The sequence below is a fragment of the Arcobacter pernae genome (genome assembly GCF_049472135.1).
In the GTDB taxonomy this organism is placed as follows: domain Bacteria; phylum Campylobacterota; class Campylobacteria; order Campylobacterales; family Arcobacteraceae; genus Arcobacter_B.
Genome location: NZ_JBMOVV010000004.1, coordinates 1 through 18,914 on the forward strand (window position 1 = coordinate 1; position 18,914 = coordinate 18,914).

Consider the following 18,914-nt stretch of genomic DNA (forward strand, 5'->3'; position numbering starts at 1 on the left):
GAAGTTAGAAACTTAGCAGCTAGATCTGCTGAAGCTGCTAAAGAGATTAAAGATTTAGTTGAAGATGCAACACAAAAAGCAAATGAAGGAAAAGAGATTTCAGCTCAGATGAGTGAAGGATATGAAACACTAAATAAACATATTAGTGAGACTATCTCAATTATTGAAGATGTAAGTAATTCATCAAAAGAGCAAATGAGTGGAATTGAGCAAATCAATGATGCAGTAACAATGCTTGATAGAGTTACACAAGAGAATGCGAGTGAAGCTAATCAAACAACAACTATTTCAAATGAAGTATCACAGATGGCTAACTTATTAGTTGAAGATGCAAAAAGCAAAAAGTTTTAGAGGAGATAGATCATGGCAGCAGGACAAGAAACAGTACTAGATGATTATGCATTTTTAGTAAGTGAGACAGATGCAAAGGGAATAATAAGATTTGCAAATAATGATTTTTGTAATATAGCAGAATATTCAATAGATGAGTTGTTAGGACAACCACATAGTATGGTAAGACATCCAGATATGCCAAGAAAAGCATTTAAATCATTATGGGATACAGTGCAAAAAGGTGAGATATGGACAGGGTATGTAAAAAATGCCACAAAATCAGGAGGGTTTTATTGGGTATATGCAACAGTATATCCATTTGAGTCATGTGATGGTTCAAGAGGTTACATGTCTTGTAGAAGAAAAGCTAGTCCTAAAGAAATAGCTGAGGCTGAAGAACTTTATGCTATTTGGAACAAAGAGGATGGAAGGTAAGTTTTAAACTTCCACCCTACTTTGAATAGCTTTTGATAGGGATAAAATATCTACATTTTCTAAACTAACTCCTGTTGGAACTCCTTGAGCTATCTTTGAAAACTTAATATCTCTATCTTTTAATTTATCCTCGATAAACAAAATAAAAGCATCATTTGCAATTGATGGTGTAATAGCAAATAAAATCATCTCAACTTCATTTTCAACTACAAATCTGTTTAAAGCATCTATTGCTTCTTGGTCAAGTTCATCTATAACAAAATATTTACCATCAAATTGTTTTGAATCTTCTATAATAAAAATATCTTTTGCACTTTGAACAATACAAAGCTTTGTATTATCTCTAGAATCATCTAAACAGAACTCACATATTTCATGTTCACTCATTGAGCCACACTTTACACATTTAGTTATATTTTTTAAAGCATTTTCAATACTATGTGCAATTTTTATACCACAATAATTATCATTCATTACTACATGGTAGGCTAATCTTAATGCAGATTTTTTACCAATAGTAGGCAAAGACTCGAAAGCCTCAACTAATTCATAAAATTTTTCTAATCCTTTTTTCATAAGCGGATTATATCTTATTTTTATAATATTTTAGATAAAATCGCGCATATTTACAAATAGAAAAAATTATTTAGGAGATATTTAATTGACTGAATTAGATTATTACGAATTATTAGAAGTAAGTAAAGATGCACAAAAAAGTGAAATTAAAAAAGCTTACAGAAAAATGGCGATGAAGTATCACCCAGATAAAAACCCTGATGACAACGAAGCTGAAGAGATGTTCAAAGCTGTAAATGAAGCTTATCAGGTTTTAAGTGATGAAGAAAAAAGATCAATTTATGACAGATACGGTAAAGCTGGGTTAGAAGGACATGGACAAGGTGGAGGATTCTCTGGCGGTTTTGATGATTTAAGTTCTGTATTTGAAGAGATGTTTGGTTCTGCTTTTGGCGGTGGTTCAAGAAGAAGACAAAGAAAATCTTATAATTATAATCTTGATATTGCTGTTGAAGTTAAACTTGAGTTTAATGAAGCAGTATTTGGATGTAAAAAAGAGATTGATTATACTTATAAAACAGCTTGTAAACCTTGTAAAGGTACAGGAGCCAAAGATGGTAATCTTTCTACATGTAAAACATGTGCTGGACAAGGTCAAGTTCATACAAGACAAGGTTTTATGACATTTGCTCAAACATGTCCAACTTGTCAAGGAACAGGTCAAGCTGTTAGTGCTTCGTGTAAGTCTTGTGGTGGAACAGGATATGATGAAGTAAAAGATTCATTTAAAGTTGATATTCCAGAAGGTGTAAATGATGGAATGAGAATCAGAGTTTCTAATAAAGGGAATATTGCTCCTGATGGAACAAGAGGAGATTTATATTTACAAGTTTCTGTAAAAGAGGACTCTCATTTTGTAAGACATGATGATGATATTTACTTAGAAGCACCAATATTCTTCACACAAGTAGCACTTGGAGATAAGATTAAAGTTCCTGGTCTTAGAGGAGAATTAGAACTTGAAATTCCTGCTGGAGCTAAAGATAAACAACAGTTTAAATTTAGAGGGGAAGGTGTTAAGTCTGTTCAAGGATATGGACAAGGTGATTTAATTGTACAAATTAAAATAGAATACCCTAAATCTTTAACAGATGAACAAAGAGAATTATTAGAAAAACTTCAAGAAAGTTTTGGAGTTGAAAGTAAACCTCACGAGTCAAGCTTTGAAAATATGTTTGACAAAGTTAAAAAATGGTTTAGCTAAGACATAAAATACTTATTTTATTATAAACCTTGTTATAGTATAATCTATGATTATTACTATAATAAGGCCCTTTAATGTATAAATACATTTTTTTATTTTTACTTACCCTGTCTTTAGTTTATTCTCATGAAATTGGTCACTCACATGAAGATGAAAATCAAATAAATTTTTCAAATGAAGAGTTAAATTTTATTAAAAACAGCAATTATGTTGAAGTTGGAGTTGAAGAAGACTGGCCTCCCTTTGATTTTGTTGAGAATGGCGTTTATAAAGGAATAGCAAAAGATTATTTAGACTTATTAGAGAAAAAATCAGGTTTAAAGTTTAGATATAATTATGGTTATACATGGAGTCAACTCCTAGAGTTAACAAAAAAAGAAAAAATTGACCTACTTCCTATACTTTCAAAAAATAAATCAAGAACAAAGTTTTTAAATTTTACAGAAAAAAGCTATATAAAGATTAGAGACTATTTATATTCAGCAAATAATGAAAGTTATTTAAAAATAGAAGATTTAAATGGCAAAAAAATAGCCATACCAAAAGGTTATGTTCAAGAAGAGTTTATAAAAACTAATTACCCAAAAATAAAAATATATGAGGTAAAAGATGTTTTAGAAGCAATAGATGCAGTGATTTTAAATAAGGCAGATGCTTTTATTTCCAATATTGCATTAGTTGAATATTTAGTAAAAAAACATAACATTACAGGTATTAAAGAGCAGTTTTTAATACAAAGGCATGATGAACTGTTTATGGCTACAAAGAAAAGCTCAATTATTTTAAAATCAATTATAGAAAAATCATTAAATGCAATTACTTTAGAAGAGAGAAACTTGATTTATAATAAGTGGCTTGGATATAAAGAAAAAGAGCATAATAGTTTTTTTACTAAAGATGAGATGGATTTTTTAAGTCATAATAAAAAAATCTATGTTGCAAATGAACTAGAATGGGTTCCTTATGATTATTATCAAAATGGAAAGCCAAGAGGTTTTGTGATTGATTATGTGAAATTACTTTTCTCAAAAATAGGTATTGAGCCAGTTTTTATTACAGATACATGGCCTAATCTTATGAGTAAGTTTAAAAATAAAGAGATTGATCTACTTCCTGTTATTGCTTATAAACAAGACAGAGAAGAGTTTTTATCTTTTACAGATGATTACTTAAAGCAAGAGTTTGTCCTGGTTACAAATACTTACACAACAAATATAGTTAATATCGATGATTTAGATGGGAAAAAAGTTGCAATGGTAAAAGGTTGGGCTTTATCATCTAAAATAAAAAAGAGTTTTCCTAATATAAAATTAATAGAATTTAATACCTTAAAAGAGGTTTTAGATGCGGTTAAAAACAATATAGCTGATGCAACTATACAAAATAGATTTATTGCAACATACTATATTAATAAAGAGTATCCTTTAAGTCTAAAGTTTACTTCAGAAGTAATTTTAAAAGATTACAACAATAAATTACATATGGGTGTAAATAAAAATAAAGAAGAATTAGTTTCAATTATAAATAAGTCAATGAAACTAGTTTCTAAAAATGAATTAGACTCTTTAAATCAAAAATGGTTAAATATCTCAAAGGATATTAATTTTACAAAGGAAGAAGAAGAGTTTATAGAAAATAAAGTTGTCAATATTGCATATACTGATAACTGGGCACCTATGAGTTTTGAAGAGAATGGAAAAGCATATGGTTTGGGATTTGATTTTTGGCAATATATTGTAAAAAAATCAAATTTAAAAGTTAACCTTAATTTTAAAAGTGATTTTTCACAAGCTTTAGATGATATAAAAAATAAAAGAAATGATATCATCATTACCACATCAAAAACAAGTGATAGACAAAAATATGCTATTTTTAGTGATGTATATTTTAAAGCCCCTTTAGGTATTGCTACTTTACAAGAGAGTAATTATATTCCTGATGGTTCTTATTTATTGAATAAAAGAGTTGGTGTTGGAAAAAATTATACAGCCCACAAACTTTTAAAAGAAGCATACCCTAATATGCAATTTGTACTTCTTAAAAATGTTCAGCATGGTTTAGAGTTATTATCAAACAATAAAATAGATGCATTAGTTGAATCTATGCCTATTTTAGCTCACAATATAAAAAAATATGCCTATAGTAATATAAAGATTTCAGGTAGTACGGGAATTAACTTTGATTTACAAATGATGATTAGAGATGATTATGAAGTTTTACAATCAATTATCAATAAAGTTCTAAAAACTATGACTCCTGATGAAAGAAGAGAAATCTATGAAAAATGGTCAAAACTTGAATATACACAAGCTTTTGATTATTCTGTATTATGGAAATATTTCTTGCCTTTACTTTTTATTATTGCAATTATTTTATATAAAAATAGACAACTATTAAATTATCAAAATAGTTTAAAACAAACACAAAGTGAACTTGAAAATACTATTGAAAACTTTAGAGCATTAATTAATCTTACAATAGAAGGAATATTTATTGTTAAGGGTAATAAAATAGAGTTTTCAAATATAGAAGCCCTAAAAATGTTTAATATAAATAAAAAACATTTAAAAGATATTGAGTTTAATTCTTTATTTAAAATTAGTAAAACAAAAGGTCTTTCAAATATTATAAATGAAGCAAAATCAAAGACTTGTGAGCTTACTGCTGTAAAAATGAATAATAAAACATTCCCTATTTTACTTAAATCAAAAACTATTCTTTTTAAAGGTGAACATTGTGATATTGTTTCAATTATTGATATGAGTGAAATTAAAGATAAAGAGCAGTTAATTATACAACAGTCGAAGATGGCAAGTTTAGGTGAAATGATTGGTAATATTGCTCACCAATGGAGACAGCCTTTAAGTTTTATCTCAACAGCTGCTACAGGGATGAAGTTACAAAAAGAGTTTAATCAATTAGATGATAAAACATTTAATGACACTATTGATAATATTTCACAAACTACAAGATTTTTATCACAAACAATTGATGACTTCCAAAATTATTTAAAAACTGACAAAACTAAAATAATGTTCAATCTTAGTTCTAGTATTGAAAAACTTTTAAATATTGTTAAAAGCTCATTTACAAATAATTTTATTGATATTGAACTTGATTTAGATAAAAATATTGATTTAAACTCTTTTGAAAATGAACTTAACCAGGCTTTATTAAATATTATAAATAATTCAAAAGATGCTTTAAAAGATAAAGATTATGATGATAGATTTATCAAAATCAATACTTATAGAAAAGAATCAGATGCAATTATTGAAGTAATAGATAATGCAGGTGGAATTAAAGAAGAGATTATTGATAGAGTTTTTGAACCTTATTTTACTACTAAACATAAAAGTCAAGGTACAGGACTTGGATTATATATGACTCATAAAATTATAAATGAGAGTTTAAACGGAGAAATAAAAATAGAGAATATCTCTTATGTATTCCAAGAAAAAAACTTTAGTAAATGTGCAAAAGTAACCATTAAAGTTCCACTTTCATAAGAGATTAAAAACATATAGAATATAATGCTTCCCATTTATTACGGTTATTTAAAGACAAAAGGAAGCAACTTATGGGTAAATCTTATTTAGAATCACATCCTGATGAAAATGGTTATTTTGGGAAATTTGGTGGATCTTTTATTCCTCCAATGTTAGAAAAACCATTTGCTGATATTACAAAAGCATATGAAGAGATTAAAAACTCACCTGAGTTTATAGAAGAATTAAAATATGTTAGAAAACACTTTCAAGGAAGACCTACTCCTATTACATTTGCAAGAAATTTAACAGCTCATTGTGGTGGTGCAAAAATCTATTTAAAAAGAGAAGATTTAAATCACTCTGGTGCACACAAATTAAATCATTGTATGGCAGAAGTTATTTTAGCTAAGCATATGGGATTTAAAAAAGTTATTGCTGAAACTGGTGCTGGACAACATGGTGTGGCACTTGCGACTGCTGCTGCTTATTTTGGTTTAGAGTGTGAAATTCATATGGGTGAAGTTGATATTGCTAAAGAGCACCCAAATGTAGTTAGAATGAAAATTTTAGGAGCAAAAGTTGTTCCTGCAACACATGGTTTAAAAACATTAAAAGAAGCTGTTGATTCAGCTTTTGAATCATATGTATCTCAAGCTGATACAGCAATTTATTGTATTGGTTCAGTAGTTGGTCCTCACCCATTCCCTATGATGGTAAGAGATTTCCAATCAATTATTGGTATAGAATCAAGGGAGCAATTCTTTGAACATGAAGAGAATTTACCTAATAATGTAGTTGCTTGTGTAGGTGGTGGATCAAATGCTATGGGTATTTTTGCTGGATTTATTGATGATAAAGAAGTTGAATTACATGGTGTTGAGCCTATGGGTAGAGGTGAAAAACTTGGTGAACATGCAGCTACTTTAACTTATGGTAGTGAAGGTGTAATGCATGGATTTAACTCAGTTATGCTAAAAGATGAAAATGGTGAGCCTGCTCCTGTTTATTCAATTGGTTCTGGTATTGATTATCCATCTGTTGGTCCTGAGCATGCTTATTTAAAAGAGACAGGTAGAACAAAAGTTGGTCTTTGTAATGACAAAGAAGCAGTGGATGCTTTTTATAAACTATCTCAATTAGAAGGTATTATTCCAGCACTTGAATCAGCTCATGCAGTTGGTTTTGCTATGAAATTAGCTAAACAATTACCTTCTTCTGAAACAATTTTAGTTAATTTAAGTGGTAGAGGTGATAAAGATATTGATTTTGTTGTAGAAAATCACCCTATTCCAAACGCTAAATTCTAATTTAAAAAAGGAAAAATATTTTTCCTTTTTTATTTTAATCCTCACAATACACTATAAAACTTACTTTTCTATATTAAAATCAAGTAAAAAAATATTAACTTTTTTCCAAATGTCATAATAAAGTCATTCTTCATTGTAATAATTTTCTATCTTAACAAAAGGCAATATTATGAAAAAGTTACTTTTTTTGATTTTTAGTTTAAGTAGTGTTTTATTTGCATACAGTACAGTTAGTGAAAAGAATCAAGAGATTATTACTAATATGCTCTCTTTAGAGCAAACAGGAAATAGTCACCTTGCAGATATTTTTGTTTTTATGCAAACTAAGTTATTTGAAAATGCTTATTTGTCTATATTGGTAATAGTTCCACTAATATTTACAATTCATTATTTAATCATTGGGCCAAAAAAGTTCAATCATGATGGCAAAAAGTATTATGTTTTCTCTTTATTTAACAGAATAATACATGCAATTGCTGCAATCTCTTTTCTTATTATAATTCCTACAGGGATTATAATGATGTTTGGTTCAACTTTTGGTGGAGGAGAGTTCGTAAAAGCTTGTAAAGAACTTCATGCCATTTCTACTGTTTTATTTATGATTAGTGTTATACCTATGTTTTTAATGTGGCTTAAAAATATGTTGTTTACAAAAGAGGATATAAAATGGTTTATGATTCTTGGTGGATACTTATCTAAAGAGAAAAGACCAATCCCTGCAGGAAAATTTAATGCAGGTCAAAAAATGTGGTTTTGGGTATGTACTTTAGGTGGGATTGTAATGATTTTTACAGGGGCCACTCTTTATGTTCAAGATTTAAATCTAAGTGTTTTAAGTATGTTTGGATTAACAAAAATCGAAATGTTAAGATTATGTATTATTATTCACAATATTTTAGGTCTTGCTATGACAGCACTTTTCTTTACTCATATTTATATGTCGATATTTGCAATAAAAGGTGCAATTGCAAGTATTATTAATGGATATAAAGAAGAAGATGAAATAGCTATTTTACATAGTTCATACTATAAAGAGATTAATAAAACTAAAAATAAATAGACTTCATTTTGAAGTCTATTAAATTATGATTTTTTTCTTTCATGCTGTATTAAATAAAGTCCACTAAATATTACTATTAATGCTCCAACTATAGTTAAGTTATCTGGAATGTCTTTAAAAATAAACCATCCAAGTAAAGTCGCACTTATTATTTCTAAATATTGAAAAGAGGCTAAACTAGATGCCTTTGAATAAAAAAATGCTTTTGAAACTAAAAGTTGTACTATTGTAGTTACAATTCCAAGTAGTAAAATCAACCACCAATGAGTAAAATCAATTTGGTTAAAACCAAATGAATCAATATCAAAAACTTCACAAATAGTAATTATTACACTTAATATAAGTGTTGAAGTAATCCCTATATAAAACTGCAAGCTTTTATTATTTGATTTTGTAGAAACTTGTCTTAGGCTTAGTAAATAAAGAGCATAAAACACTGCAGAGATAATAGGTAAAATTGCAGCAACACCATAAGCTGACCAATTAGGTCTAATAATAACTAAAGTACCTATAAGACCAATTATAACAGCTATTATATGATTTTTTTGAAGTTTTTCTTTTAATATTATTACACTAAGAAGTGTTAACACTAAAGGTTCTATAAAAAATAAAGCAATATTATTTGCTAGGGGCAAATATTTTAATCCCCAAAATAAAAATATAATAGAACTACTAATAAATATACTGATTAAAATATAGCTTTTTTTAAACTCTTCAAGTTTATATTTAAAAGTAATAGATAGGAGAAATAAGATTACAGCCTGTACAAAAAATCTAAGCCATGCTATTTGTATAGCTGTGTATGAACTAGAAAGCCACTTTGCAATTGCATCACTAAAAGGTAATAGTAAGACAGCTAAAACCATAAAGATAATGCCTTTTAAGTTCTCTTGATTTGTATTTGTTGTAGTTTTTTGCATTTGTGGATTATAACAAAATATAATTTTATACAGCTTTTATTTTTCTGTGATAAAATAATAAATTACAAGGATGGAAAATGAAACTAGAATATGCAGGTTTAAAACCAGTTATTAGTGAACATGGTATTTCTTTTAAAGATGGGAAAGAGGATAAGTTTAAGTATTTAAAATACGCAGCAGAGCTTTTAGAAGCTTTTGACCATGAGTATAAAAGAAAAACCAATTATACCCATGAATTAAAAGAACAAAGACTAAACGCTAATGAAATATTAAGTTTGATATTAAAATTTCACCCAAATATAGAAGAAACAATGCAAACAGAAATTGATTCTTATTTAAAACATTTAGACCAAGAAGAAATAGATGTTGAGAATAGAACATCTTTAACTTCAATCGAAAAAGAAGCATTTGTAAATAATCTTAAAATAATGAGAGAATATAAAATACAAAGAGCTAGAAATAAAATCTTTTATTTTCATTGTATTGAAACAATAGTCGAATTAATTATTGAACATCAAATCAAACAAATTGAAGTGCCTTTTAATGAAAGATTCTGGCATATTCTTCAAACTTTACAAGGAAAATTATCTGAGCATAAAATATCAAGTGATGTTTTAACTACTAATGTAAATGATACTTTTAAAGCAATTTTAAAAGTTTCTATCTACCCTACTTTATAGTAAGTTTTTAAAACTTACTATTTTTATTAACTAACATAGATTAAATACAAAAAATTAGAATTTACAGCTAAACTGACACTATAATACAAATAAAAAGGATTCAGTTATGAATACTATTTTATCAATAGCAGGTAGTGATAGTGGTGGTGGAGCTGGTATTCAAGCAGATATAAAAAGTTCCCTTTATCATAATGGTTTTATGACTACAGCAATTACTGCTGTTACTGCTCAAAATAGCTTAGGAGTACAAGGTGTTGTACCTTTACAGCCTAGCTTTGTAAAAGAACAAATAAACAGCGTTACAAGTGATTTTGATATAAAAGCAGTAAAAATTGGCATGTTAGGCTCAAAAGAGTTAATAAACGTTGTAAAAGATTTTATATTAAAACTTACTATACCAGTTGTTTTAGATCCAGTTGCTATTTCAAGAGCAAATTCAAAACTTTTAGATGATGAATGTATTGAGAGTCTAAAGGAGATTTTTCCTTATGCAACACTGATTACACCAAATAAGTATGAGGCAAAACTCTTTTTTGATGTAGAAACTATTGAAGATATTTTATCTTGTGATAATTTTGGAACAAATATATTATTTAAAGATATAGAAGATAACAGTGATTTTGCTGTTGATGTTTTAAAAACAAGTGATGGAAAGTTAGAGTATTTTCAAACAAAAAGAGCAAATGAGTCTAATACTCATGGTACAGGATGTTCTTATAGTGCAGCAATAGCAACACTATTATCATATGATGATAATATAAAACAAGTTATTACAAAAGCAAAAGAGTATATATATGAAGCTATTGTAAATGCACCAAATTTAGGTAATGGGAATGGTCCAATAAAGCATAACTTAAAAGGCTTTACATGTTAAAAGGTTTATATGTAATTAGCGATGATGTTCTAACACCTAATAGTACTTTATATGAGGATATAAAAAAAGCTTTAATAGGTGGTGCTAAAGTTGTTCAATTAAGAGATAAAGTAAGTAGTGATGAAGAAATCGAAGAAAAAGTAAAACAAATACAAGCCCTTTGTGATTATTACAATGCAACTTTTATTTTAAATGACAGAATTGACTTAGCTATAAAATTACAATGTCATGGTTTACATATTGGAAAAAGTGATCATAAAGATTTTAAAGAGATTAGAAAAAAATTTAAAGGAATAATTGGGGTTTCTTGTTATGGAAATCTAAAGCTTGCAAAAACAATGCAAGATGATGGGGCTAATTATGTTGCATTTGGTTCTTTTTTTAATTCTATCACAAAGCCTAACTCAAAATTAGTGCCTGTAGATTTGATTAAAAAAGCAAAAGAAGAACTTGAAATACCTGTGTGCGTTATTGGAGGAATAAATACAAATAGTGTTAAAACTCTTATGCAATTTAACCCAGATATGGTTTCTGTTATAAATGATATCTGGAGTAATAAAGAATTAGTAGTTAATAAAGCTGCATACTATACGAGTCTTTTTAAATAAAGGATATATTATGTCTAAGAATATATGGATTATAGGAGCTAGTAGTGGTATTGGATATGAACTTACAAAACTATATTTACAAAATGGTTATATAGTAGTTGCAAGTTCACGGAATGCAAAAGAATCTTATGAATTAAATAGTTTAAAACTTGCATTTAAACAAACACTTTTTATAAAAAGTATTGATGTTGAAGATAAAAACTCTATTATAAACGCAATAAATTATGTTTGGTCAAAACTAAATTATTTAGATGTATGTATTTTTAATGCAGGGGTATATGAAAGCACATCATTAAACTCTCTTGATATTGAAAAGTTTGAAGAGATGATAAATATAAACTATTTAGGTGCTGTTAGATTAACAGATATTATTACTTCAAAGTTTGAAAATCAAGGTTTCGGTAAATTAGTTTTGAATGCTAGCTTATCGAGTTATTTTGGTTTACCAAATGCAGCAGCTTATGGAGCAAGTAAGGCAGCTCTTGTTAGTTTTGCACAAGCAATACAGCCAGAGTTGATTCGAAAAAATATTGAACTTCAAATAATAAATCATGGTTTTGTCAAAACAAGACTTACAAATAAAAATGATTTTGAAATGCCCCAATTAATGACTAGTAACTATGCTGCTTTAAAAATATTTCATGAGTTAAATAAATCTTACAGATTTGAGATTAAATTTCCTTTTAAACTCTCATTTTTCTTGTACTTACTAAAGATATTACCATATAAAGTTTCTTTAGCAATTACGAAAGGATTGTTAAAATGAGTTATGAAAAATATATACAAAATTATGCCTTGTTTTTTGAAAACTTAAACAAAGATATTTCTATTGAAGAGTACAAAAAGATATTTAGTGATGATGTTTATTTTGAAGATCCTTTTCAAAAAACAAAAGGAATTGATGCTATTTACAAAATATTTGACCATATGTATAAAACAGTAGAAGAACCTAGGTTTATTGTAAAAGAGATTATTCAAAAGGATAATATAGCTTATTTACAATGGAACTTCATCTTTAAATATAAAAATAGCAGAAATATAGAAAGCTTTACAGGTGTTAGTAGAGTTGAATTAAATAGTGAAAATAAAGTCATGTCTCATATAGATTATTGGGATTCTGCTTCTAATATTTACGAAAAGATTCCTTTTTTAAACTCAGTATTGAGGTTTATAAAAAATAAGATAAAAGCATGACTAATAAAAGGGTTTTAAATTATGGTGTTTTAGCTATACCAATAGCTATATTAGGAATGCCTTTATACATTTATTTACCTACATTTTATGTACAAGATATAGGACTAAACACAGCACTTGTAGCAGCTTTACTCTTTTTTGCAAGACTACTTGATATGTTTGCTGATCCTTTTATAGGAAATTTAAGTGATAGATATTTTTCTAAAAAAAGTTTGATTGTTATAGGAGCTTTTTCTCTTTTAATTTCTTTTTATTTTTTAATAAATCCTTTTAATAATTACCCTACTTTTTCGCTTATATTCTTTTCAATCATTACATATATTTCTTGGAGTTTAATTAATATTCCATATCTTGCTTTAAATGCAACTATTGGTAAAAATAGTTTTGATAATTCAAAATTGTCTTTTAGTCGAGAAATATTTACAATTATAGGTGTATTAGTAGCTTTACTTATTCCTTTTTTATTTAATGCTTCGTCAGATTCAAAAAGAAGTTTGGAGCTAATATTTTATGTTTTAGTCTTTGTATTACCATTGGTTTTAGTTTTCTTTGCTTTAAACATAAAAGAGCAAAATAGTATAAATATAACTATTAGTTTTAAAGATTCAATAAAAAGCTTTTATGAAAAATTTAAAGAACAGAAAAATTTGTTTTTTGCATTTATTATAAATAATCTTGCTAATGCTATTCCAGCAACGCTGTTTTTATTTTATGTTCAATACTATCTTAAAACACCACAATTTACAGGGGCTTTACTAATCTTGTACTTTTTATCTGCAATTATTGCCGTACCTTTTTGGTTAAACTTTTCAAAAAAGATAGGTAAGAGAAAAACATGGATTATATCAATGGCTTTTGCTTCATTTTTCTTCTGTTTAACACCTTTTTTAAATGAAGGTGATTATATCAAATTTGCTTTTATTACATTTTTTACAGGACTTTGTTTAGGTGCTGATATGGCCTTACCCTCTTCTATTCAAGCTGATATTGCACAAAACTCTAAAAAACTTGGAAAAGAAATATCAGGAACCCTTTTTGGTTTTTGGGCGATGCTTACAAAACTAGCTTTAGCTCTTGCTGTTTTTATAACTTTTACAATTTTAGAATTGGTTTCATTTGATATAGATAATCCAACTAATTTTTCTTTATTTATACTTTCTATTTTATATTCAATACTTCCAGTTATTCTTAAGATAATTTCAATAATTTTAATTGCTAAAAATAAAGTTTAGTTTTTTATAAAGTGACAAAAAACAGCTATTAAAAGTATTTGATAACTGTTATTATTTAATTAACTAAAATATTTAGGGTTGATTATGAGTGTAAAATTATTTGTTATTTTAGCTATGTTCTCATTGTTACATTCAAAGCCTTTAAAGTCAGTCCAATTTGTTGACCCTAAATCTTTTAGTGGAATTTGGTACGAAGTAGCTCGCACCTTTAACAGTTTCCAAGAAAACTGTGTAGCCTCAACTGTTGAATACTATTTAATAGATACTAGCAAATATAAAGTATTCAACAGATGTTTTAAAAATGAAATTGGTGGAGAGCTAATTTCTTATGAAGGTATAGCTGAAGCTTTAAACAACAACTCAATGTCAAGTATGGAAATGACTTATTTTTGGATTTTTTCAAAAAAATACAATGTGATTTACCTTAATGATTACAAAAGTGCTGTTGTTGCAGATGATGATTTAGAAAATCTATGGATTATGAGTAGAAAACCTTTTATTAGTAATGATGAAAAAGAAAAAATAATAGATTTTTTAAGTGATTATATTGACACAAGTAAATTAATTTATACTAAACAAGATAAAAAAGGAAGATACAAATGAAAATAGCAGTACTAGGAGCAGGAATTAGCGGTTTAGGTAGTGCGTATCTTCTAAGCCAAAAACACCATGTTGACTTATATGAAAAAGAGAATAGACTTGGTGGTCACGCAAGAACTACGCAAGTAGAAGAGAATGGAGCTAAGTTTGGAGTTGATACTGGTTTTTTAGTTTTTAACTATGAAACATATCCTCTTTTAACTAAACTTTTCAAAAAACTTGATGTAAAAATAGAAAAAAGTGATATGAGTTTTGGCTTTTGGGATAAAGATAAAAATATTGCTTATAATGGAAACTCTATTGGAGGTTTATTCTTTCAGAAGAAAAATCTTTTTAACTTCTCTCACTATAGTATGATAAATGATATTATGAAATTTAATAAAAAAGCCAATAATGACTTAGATGAGAATAGCTTAGATCTTAATAAAGATTTAGGTGAATATTTAAGTGAATATGGAAATGCTTTTAAAGAAAGATATATCATACCAATGGGTGCTTCTATTTGGTCAACACCAAGTGATAAAATGAATGATTTCCCAGCAAGAACATTTTTACAATTTTTCAAGAATCATGGTTTATTAGGTGTTACTACACATCATCAGTGGTTAACTGTATCAAATGGTAGTATTAATTACGTAAATAAAATAAAAGAAAAAATATCAGGTGAAATTTTCCTAAATTCAAATATTAAAAAAGTAGAAAGAAAAAGAAATAAAGTATGCATAACTTTTGAAAATAATAAAATAAGAATTTATGACAAAGTTGTATTTGCAATGCATGCACCAGATGCATTAGAACTTTTAGATGATGCAACATCAAAAGAAAAAGAAATTTTAGAATGTTTTAAATATAAATCTAACGATGCCTTACTTCATAATGATAATAATGTTTTATATCCAAATAAAAAGATTTATGCAGCATGGAACTATAAAACTGATAAAAATAACAATAATGCAGTAACTTTATCGTATTGGATAAATACCTTACAAAATTTAAAGACTAATAAAGACTATTTTGTTTCATTAAATGAGATTGATAATGTTGAAAAAGTAATTGAGCGAATCTCTTACTCTCACCCACAGTTTGATAAAAAAGCGATAGAAGCACAAACTAGAAGAGATGAAATAAATGGAAAGAATAATACTTATTATGCAGGTGCATATTGGAGATATGGTTTCCATGAAGATGGACTTTGGAGTGCAAATACAATAGCTTCTAAGTTAGGATGTGAGTTATGAGTGCTCACCAATTTTACGATGGTGTAATCTACCACAAAAGGTTTTTACCTAAAAGTCATGATTTTAAGTATAAATTTTTTATGTTAGATATTGATACAAATAGTTTAGATGAACTAAAAACTAAATTGTTTTCATATAATAAACTCAATCTTTTCTCTTTTAAAAGTAAAGATCATTTTGGTAAACAAGAAAATTTTTTATCAAATATTGATGAACTTTTAAAAAAGTTTGATATTCAAAAACCTACAAAAACTAGATTTATAACACTTCCTAGAATTTTAAATTTTGTATTTAATCCTATTAGTTTACTTTTACTGTTTAATGAAAAAGATGAACTTGATTATATATTAGCAGAAGTTCATAATTATAATGGTGGAAGAGTTATATATCCTGTAAAATTACACCATAGAGGTCATAATCTTTATAGAGGCGAAATTCCAAAAGATATGTATGTATCACCTTTTTTCAAGAGAGATGGGGATTATAGTTTTTTATTTAGATATGACAAATCAAACGTGGCTTTAAAAATAGATTTATTTGAAGAGAATAAAAAAATGTTAACAGCATCTTTTAGTGGAACGCCTTTGGAGTTCTCAAATAAAAGCATTATAAAACTATTTTTAAAGCACACTTTTTTAACTTTTTTTGTAGTAACAAGGACTTTATGGCAATCCTTGAAGCTATATAAAAAAGGCTTGAAATTTAACAGCGTAGAAGATATAGATACAAAAAGGAGATATTAAAATGAAAAGGTTATGGCATAAATTCGGACACTCTTTTTTTTCAAAATTAAAACAAGGAAATTTAAAAGTACAGTTTCCAAATAATGAAATAAACTATTATGGAAACAAAGAAGAAAAAGAAGTATTTTTAAAATTAAATAGTTATAGTTTTTTTTCAAAAATAGCTTTATATGGAGATGTTGGATTTGCAGAGAGTTATATGGATGAAGACTTTGAAACAAATGATTTAACAAAACTAATCGAATTAGCTTTAATTAACTCTGATAATTTAGGAGTAAAAAGTGAACATGATAAAAACAACTTCTTTATAAATATTTTGCCACACTTTAATAAAGCAAAACATCTTTTAAGAAAAAACTCAAAGAAAAACTCTAGAAAAAATATATCAGAACACTATGATTTATCGAATGATTTTTATAAACTATTTTTAGATGAAACTATGATGTACTCAGCAGCAATATTTGAAAATCCAGATGAGTCACTTTATGATGCACAAAAAAGAAAGATTTCTCATTTAGCAAATAAACTAAATATAAAAGAAGGTGACAATGTACTTGAAATAGGATCTGGTTGGGGTTCTATGGCAATGCATTTAGCAAAAGAAAAAAAATGTAAAGTAACAACAGTTACTCTAAGCACCGAGCAAAAAAAGCTTTGTGAGCAAAAGTTTAAAGAGAATAAGATTGAAGAAAGTATTGATATTTTCTTAAAAGATTATAGGGATTTAGAAGGTAAATATGATGCGATTATAGCAGTTGAGATGTTTGAGGCAGTTGGGAAGGAGTATTTTGATATATTCTTCAAAAAATGTGAAGAGCTTTTAAAGCCAAGTGGTGTTTTAGCCTTACAGATTATCACAATGCCTGATAACAGATATGAGTCTTATTCTAAGGGAACTGATTTTATTCAAAAGTATATTTTCCCTGGTGGTCATCTTCCAAGCGTTTCTAGAATACTTAAAAGTACAAGTACAAATACAAGATTAAATCTTTTACATATGGAAGAGTTCACAGAAGATTATGCAAAAACTCTAAATATCTGGTATGAAAACTTTACTAAAAAAATAAATGAGATTAAGGCTTTAGGCTTTGATGATTATTTTATTAGAATGTGGAAAATGTATTTAAACTATTGTGAAGCTGCTTTTTTAACTAGAAATGTAAATCTAGTACAAGTAGTATTTACAAGAGATCAAAATATGCACCTAAATAAAGGTTTAGTTGCATGAAAACAAAAAATCTACTAGTTGTGCTATTTATAGCACTTCTTTTTACAGGATGTGGTTCTATGAAACTTGAAGATTTTAATAACAAAACTCCTAAGTTTATTGTAAAAGAGTATTTTAACGGTGAACTTAAGGCATATGGTTTAGTAAAAGATAGAAGTGGCAAAATAATCAAATCTTTTAAAGCAAAAATGATTGGCTCGTGGGATGATGATGGAGTTGGAACATTAGATGAGTATTTTGTTTATGATGATGGAGAAAAACAAAGAAGAGTTTGGACATTAATTCCTACAAAAAATGAAAATGAGTATATAGGTACGGCTTCTGATATTGTAGGACAAGGAATACTTAAGTCAAATGGTAATACAGTAATGATAGATTATACGATGGAAGTTCCTTATAATAACTCTATTATCAATATAGATGTAAAAGATTGGTTACATTTACAAGAAGATGGAGTGATTATAAACCACTCTAAAATGAAAAAGTTTGGTTTTACAGTAGGTGAACTTGTAATAACTATTATTAAACAATAAAGGTTGATTATGCTTGATTTATCAAAAATGAGACAAGAGTATATGACTAAAGGTTTAGATTTTGATGATTTAAATAAGTGTCCTTTTAAACAGTTTGAGCTTTGGTTTAACCAAGCAATTGATGCAAAACTAATCGAACCAAATGCGATGAGTTTAGCTACTGTTGGAAAAGATATGAAACCCTCAATTAGAACTGTTTTACTTAAAACCTTTGATACTGATGGTTTTGTATTTTTCTCAAACTATAAAAGTAAAAAAGCAAAACAAATTGATGAAAATCCTTATGCCGCAGTTCATTTTGCATGGCTAGGCTTAGAAAGACAAGTAAAAATAGAAGGCAGAATTGAAAAGATTAGTAAAACAGCTTCAATGAAATATTTTTTATCAAGACCAAAAGGGAGTCAACTTGGAGCTTGGGTTTCACATCAAAGTGAGGTTATAAGCTCAAGAAGTTTACTTGAAGCAAAGTTTGATGAGATTAAAAACAAGTTCTCAAAAGGTGAAGTTCCTTTTCCTTCTTTTTGGGGTGGATATAAAATAATTCCTCAGACCATAGAGTTTTGGCAAGGCGGAAAAGATAGATTACATGATAGATTTGAATATACATTAAATGAAGATAATAGTTGGGAAATAAACAGATTAGCACCATAAGGAGTAA

Annotated in this window: 20 protein-coding genes; 18 read left to right on the forward strand and 2 right to left on the reverse strand. The window is 27.6% G+C overall.

The window, feature by feature from the left end:
- Together ACH5BF_RS05605 and ACH5BF_RS05610 are read left to right on the forward strand one after the other, a co-directional pair.
- Positions 1-351 (forward strand): methyl-accepting chemotaxis protein (locus ACH5BF_RS05605; protein ID WP_423273225.1); only part of this gene is annotated, 351 nt, incomplete at its 5' end.
- 12 nt (positions 352-363) lie between these two features.
- Positions 364-768 (forward strand): PAS domain-containing protein, encoded by a 405-nt coding sequence (locus ACH5BF_RS05610; protein WP_423273226.1) that lies wholly within the window; start codon positions 364-366, stop codon positions 766-768.
- Positions 769-771: 3 nt separating this feature from the next.
- Here the strand turns inward: ACH5BF_RS05610 and recR are convergent, their stop codons facing one another.
- Positions 772-1,344 carry a recombination mediator RecR gene (recR, locus tag ACH5BF_RS05615; RefSeq protein ID WP_423273227.1) on the reverse strand — a complete coding sequence of 191 codons (573 nt, stop codon included), beginning with the start codon at positions 1,342-1,344 and terminating at the stop codon, positions 772-774.
- 85 nt (positions 1,345-1,429) lie between these two features.
- Here recR and dnaJ point away from each other — a divergent pair, with 85 nt between their 5' ends.
- From dnaJ to ACH5BF_RS05635, 4 genes are all read left to right on the forward strand, one after another.
- Entirely contained in the window at positions 1,430-2,548 is a 1,119-nt protein-coding gene (dnaJ, locus tag ACH5BF_RS05620) for a molecular chaperone DnaJ (RefSeq protein WP_423273228.1), read from the forward strand.
- A gap of 74 nt (positions 2,549-2,622) precedes the next feature.
- Positions 2,623-6,057: a transporter substrate-binding domain-containing protein gene (locus tag ACH5BF_RS05625; protein WP_423273229.1), complete on the forward strand. Its 3,435-nt coding sequence runs from the start codon at positions 2,623-2,625 to the stop codon at positions 6,055-6,057.
- Between the two features lie 71 nt (positions 6,058-6,128).
- On the forward strand, positions 6,129-7,346 hold the full coding sequence (gene trpB / locus ACH5BF_RS05630) for a tryptophan synthase subunit beta (protein WP_423273230.1): 1,218 nt from the start codon (positions 6,129-6,131) through the stop codon (positions 7,344-7,346).
- Between the two features lie 169 nt (positions 7,347-7,515).
- On the forward strand, positions 7,516-8,406 hold the full coding sequence (locus ACH5BF_RS05635) for a formate dehydrogenase subunit gamma (protein WP_423273231.1): 891 nt from the start codon (positions 7,516-7,518) through the stop codon (positions 8,404-8,406).
- A gap of 23 nt (positions 8,407-8,429) precedes the next feature.
- Here the strand turns inward: ACH5BF_RS05635 and ACH5BF_RS05640 are convergent, their stop codons facing one another.
- Positions 8,430-9,326, reverse strand: a complete 897-nt coding sequence (locus ACH5BF_RS05640) for a DMT family transporter (RefSeq protein WP_423273232.1) — start codon at positions 9,324-9,326, stop codon at positions 8,430-8,432.
- Positions 9,327-9,403: 77 nt separating this feature from the next.
- Between ACH5BF_RS05640 and ACH5BF_RS05645 the strand changes: the two genes are divergently transcribed.
- The 12 genes from ACH5BF_RS05645 (at position 9,404) to pdxH (ending at position 18,907) form a co-directional block, all read left to right on the forward strand.
- Complete coding sequence (locus tag ACH5BF_RS05645; RefSeq protein ID WP_423273233.1) at positions 9,404-10,006, forward strand: hypothetical protein; 603 nt, start codon at positions 9,404-9,406, stop codon at positions 10,004-10,006.
- A 106-nt stretch (positions 10,007-10,112) separates the two neighbouring features.
- Positions 10,113-10,880 carry a bifunctional hydroxymethylpyrimidine kinase/phosphomethylpyrimidine kinase gene (thiD, locus tag ACH5BF_RS05650; protein ID WP_423273234.1) on the forward strand — a complete coding sequence of 256 codons (768 nt, stop codon included), beginning with the start codon at positions 10,113-10,115 and terminating at the stop codon, positions 10,878-10,880.
- Positions 10,874-11,488: a thiamine phosphate synthase gene (gene thiE / locus ACH5BF_RS05655; protein WP_423273235.1), complete on the forward strand. Its 615-nt coding sequence runs from the start codon at positions 10,874-10,876 to the stop codon at positions 11,486-11,488. The genes thiD and thiE overlap by 7 nt, the downstream gene beginning before the upstream one ends.
- Positions 11,489-11,498: 10 nt before the next feature.
- Positions 11,499-12,254 carry an SDR family NAD(P)-dependent oxidoreductase gene (locus tag ACH5BF_RS05660; protein WP_423273236.1) on the forward strand — a complete coding sequence of 252 codons (756 nt, stop codon included), beginning with the start codon at positions 11,499-11,501 and terminating at the stop codon, positions 12,252-12,254.
- Entirely contained in the window at positions 12,251-12,682 is a 432-nt protein-coding gene (locus ACH5BF_RS05665; RefSeq protein WP_423273237.1) for a nuclear transport factor 2 family protein, read from the forward strand. Before ACH5BF_RS05660 ends, ACH5BF_RS05665 begins: the two co-directional genes overlap by 4 nt.
- Positions 12,679-13,914, forward strand: a complete 1,236-nt coding sequence (locus ACH5BF_RS05670) for an MFS transporter (protein ID WP_423273238.1) — start codon at positions 12,679-12,681, stop codon at positions 13,912-13,914. The genes ACH5BF_RS05665 and ACH5BF_RS05670 overlap by 4 nt, the downstream gene beginning before the upstream one ends.
- 84 nt (positions 13,915-13,998) lie before the next feature.
- Positions 13,999-14,517 (forward strand): lipocalin family protein, encoded by a 519-nt coding sequence (locus ACH5BF_RS05675; protein WP_423273239.1) that lies wholly within the window; start codon positions 13,999-14,001, stop codon positions 14,515-14,517.
- On the forward strand, positions 14,514-15,752 hold the full coding sequence (locus ACH5BF_RS05680; protein WP_423273240.1) for an NAD(P)/FAD-dependent oxidoreductase: 1,239 nt from the start codon (positions 14,514-14,516) through the stop codon (positions 15,750-15,752). Before ACH5BF_RS05675 ends, ACH5BF_RS05680 begins: the two co-directional genes overlap by 4 nt.
- Positions 15,749-16,495, forward strand: coding sequence for a DUF1365 domain-containing protein (locus ACH5BF_RS05685; protein ID WP_423273241.1), 747 nt, complete (start codon positions 15,749-15,751; stop codon positions 16,493-16,495). Before ACH5BF_RS05680 ends, ACH5BF_RS05685 begins: the two co-directional genes overlap by 4 nt.
- Position 16,496: 1 nt before the next feature.
- Positions 16,497-17,723, forward strand: a complete 1,227-nt coding sequence (locus ACH5BF_RS05690; RefSeq protein WP_423273242.1) for a class I SAM-dependent methyltransferase — start codon at positions 16,497-16,499, stop codon at positions 17,721-17,723.
- On the forward strand, positions 17,720-18,256 hold the full coding sequence (locus tag ACH5BF_RS05695) for a DUF3833 domain-containing protein (protein WP_423273243.1): 537 nt from the start codon (positions 17,720-17,722) through the stop codon (positions 18,254-18,256). Before ACH5BF_RS05690 ends, ACH5BF_RS05695 begins: the two co-directional genes overlap by 4 nt.
- A gap of 9 nt (positions 18,257-18,265) precedes the next feature.
- A complete protein-coding gene (gene pdxH, locus ACH5BF_RS05700; RefSeq protein ID WP_423273244.1) occupies positions 18,266-18,907 on the forward strand; it encodes a pyridoxamine 5'-phosphate oxidase in 642 nt (213 codons plus the stop codon).
- Positions 18,908-18,914 lie beyond the last annotated feature (7 nt).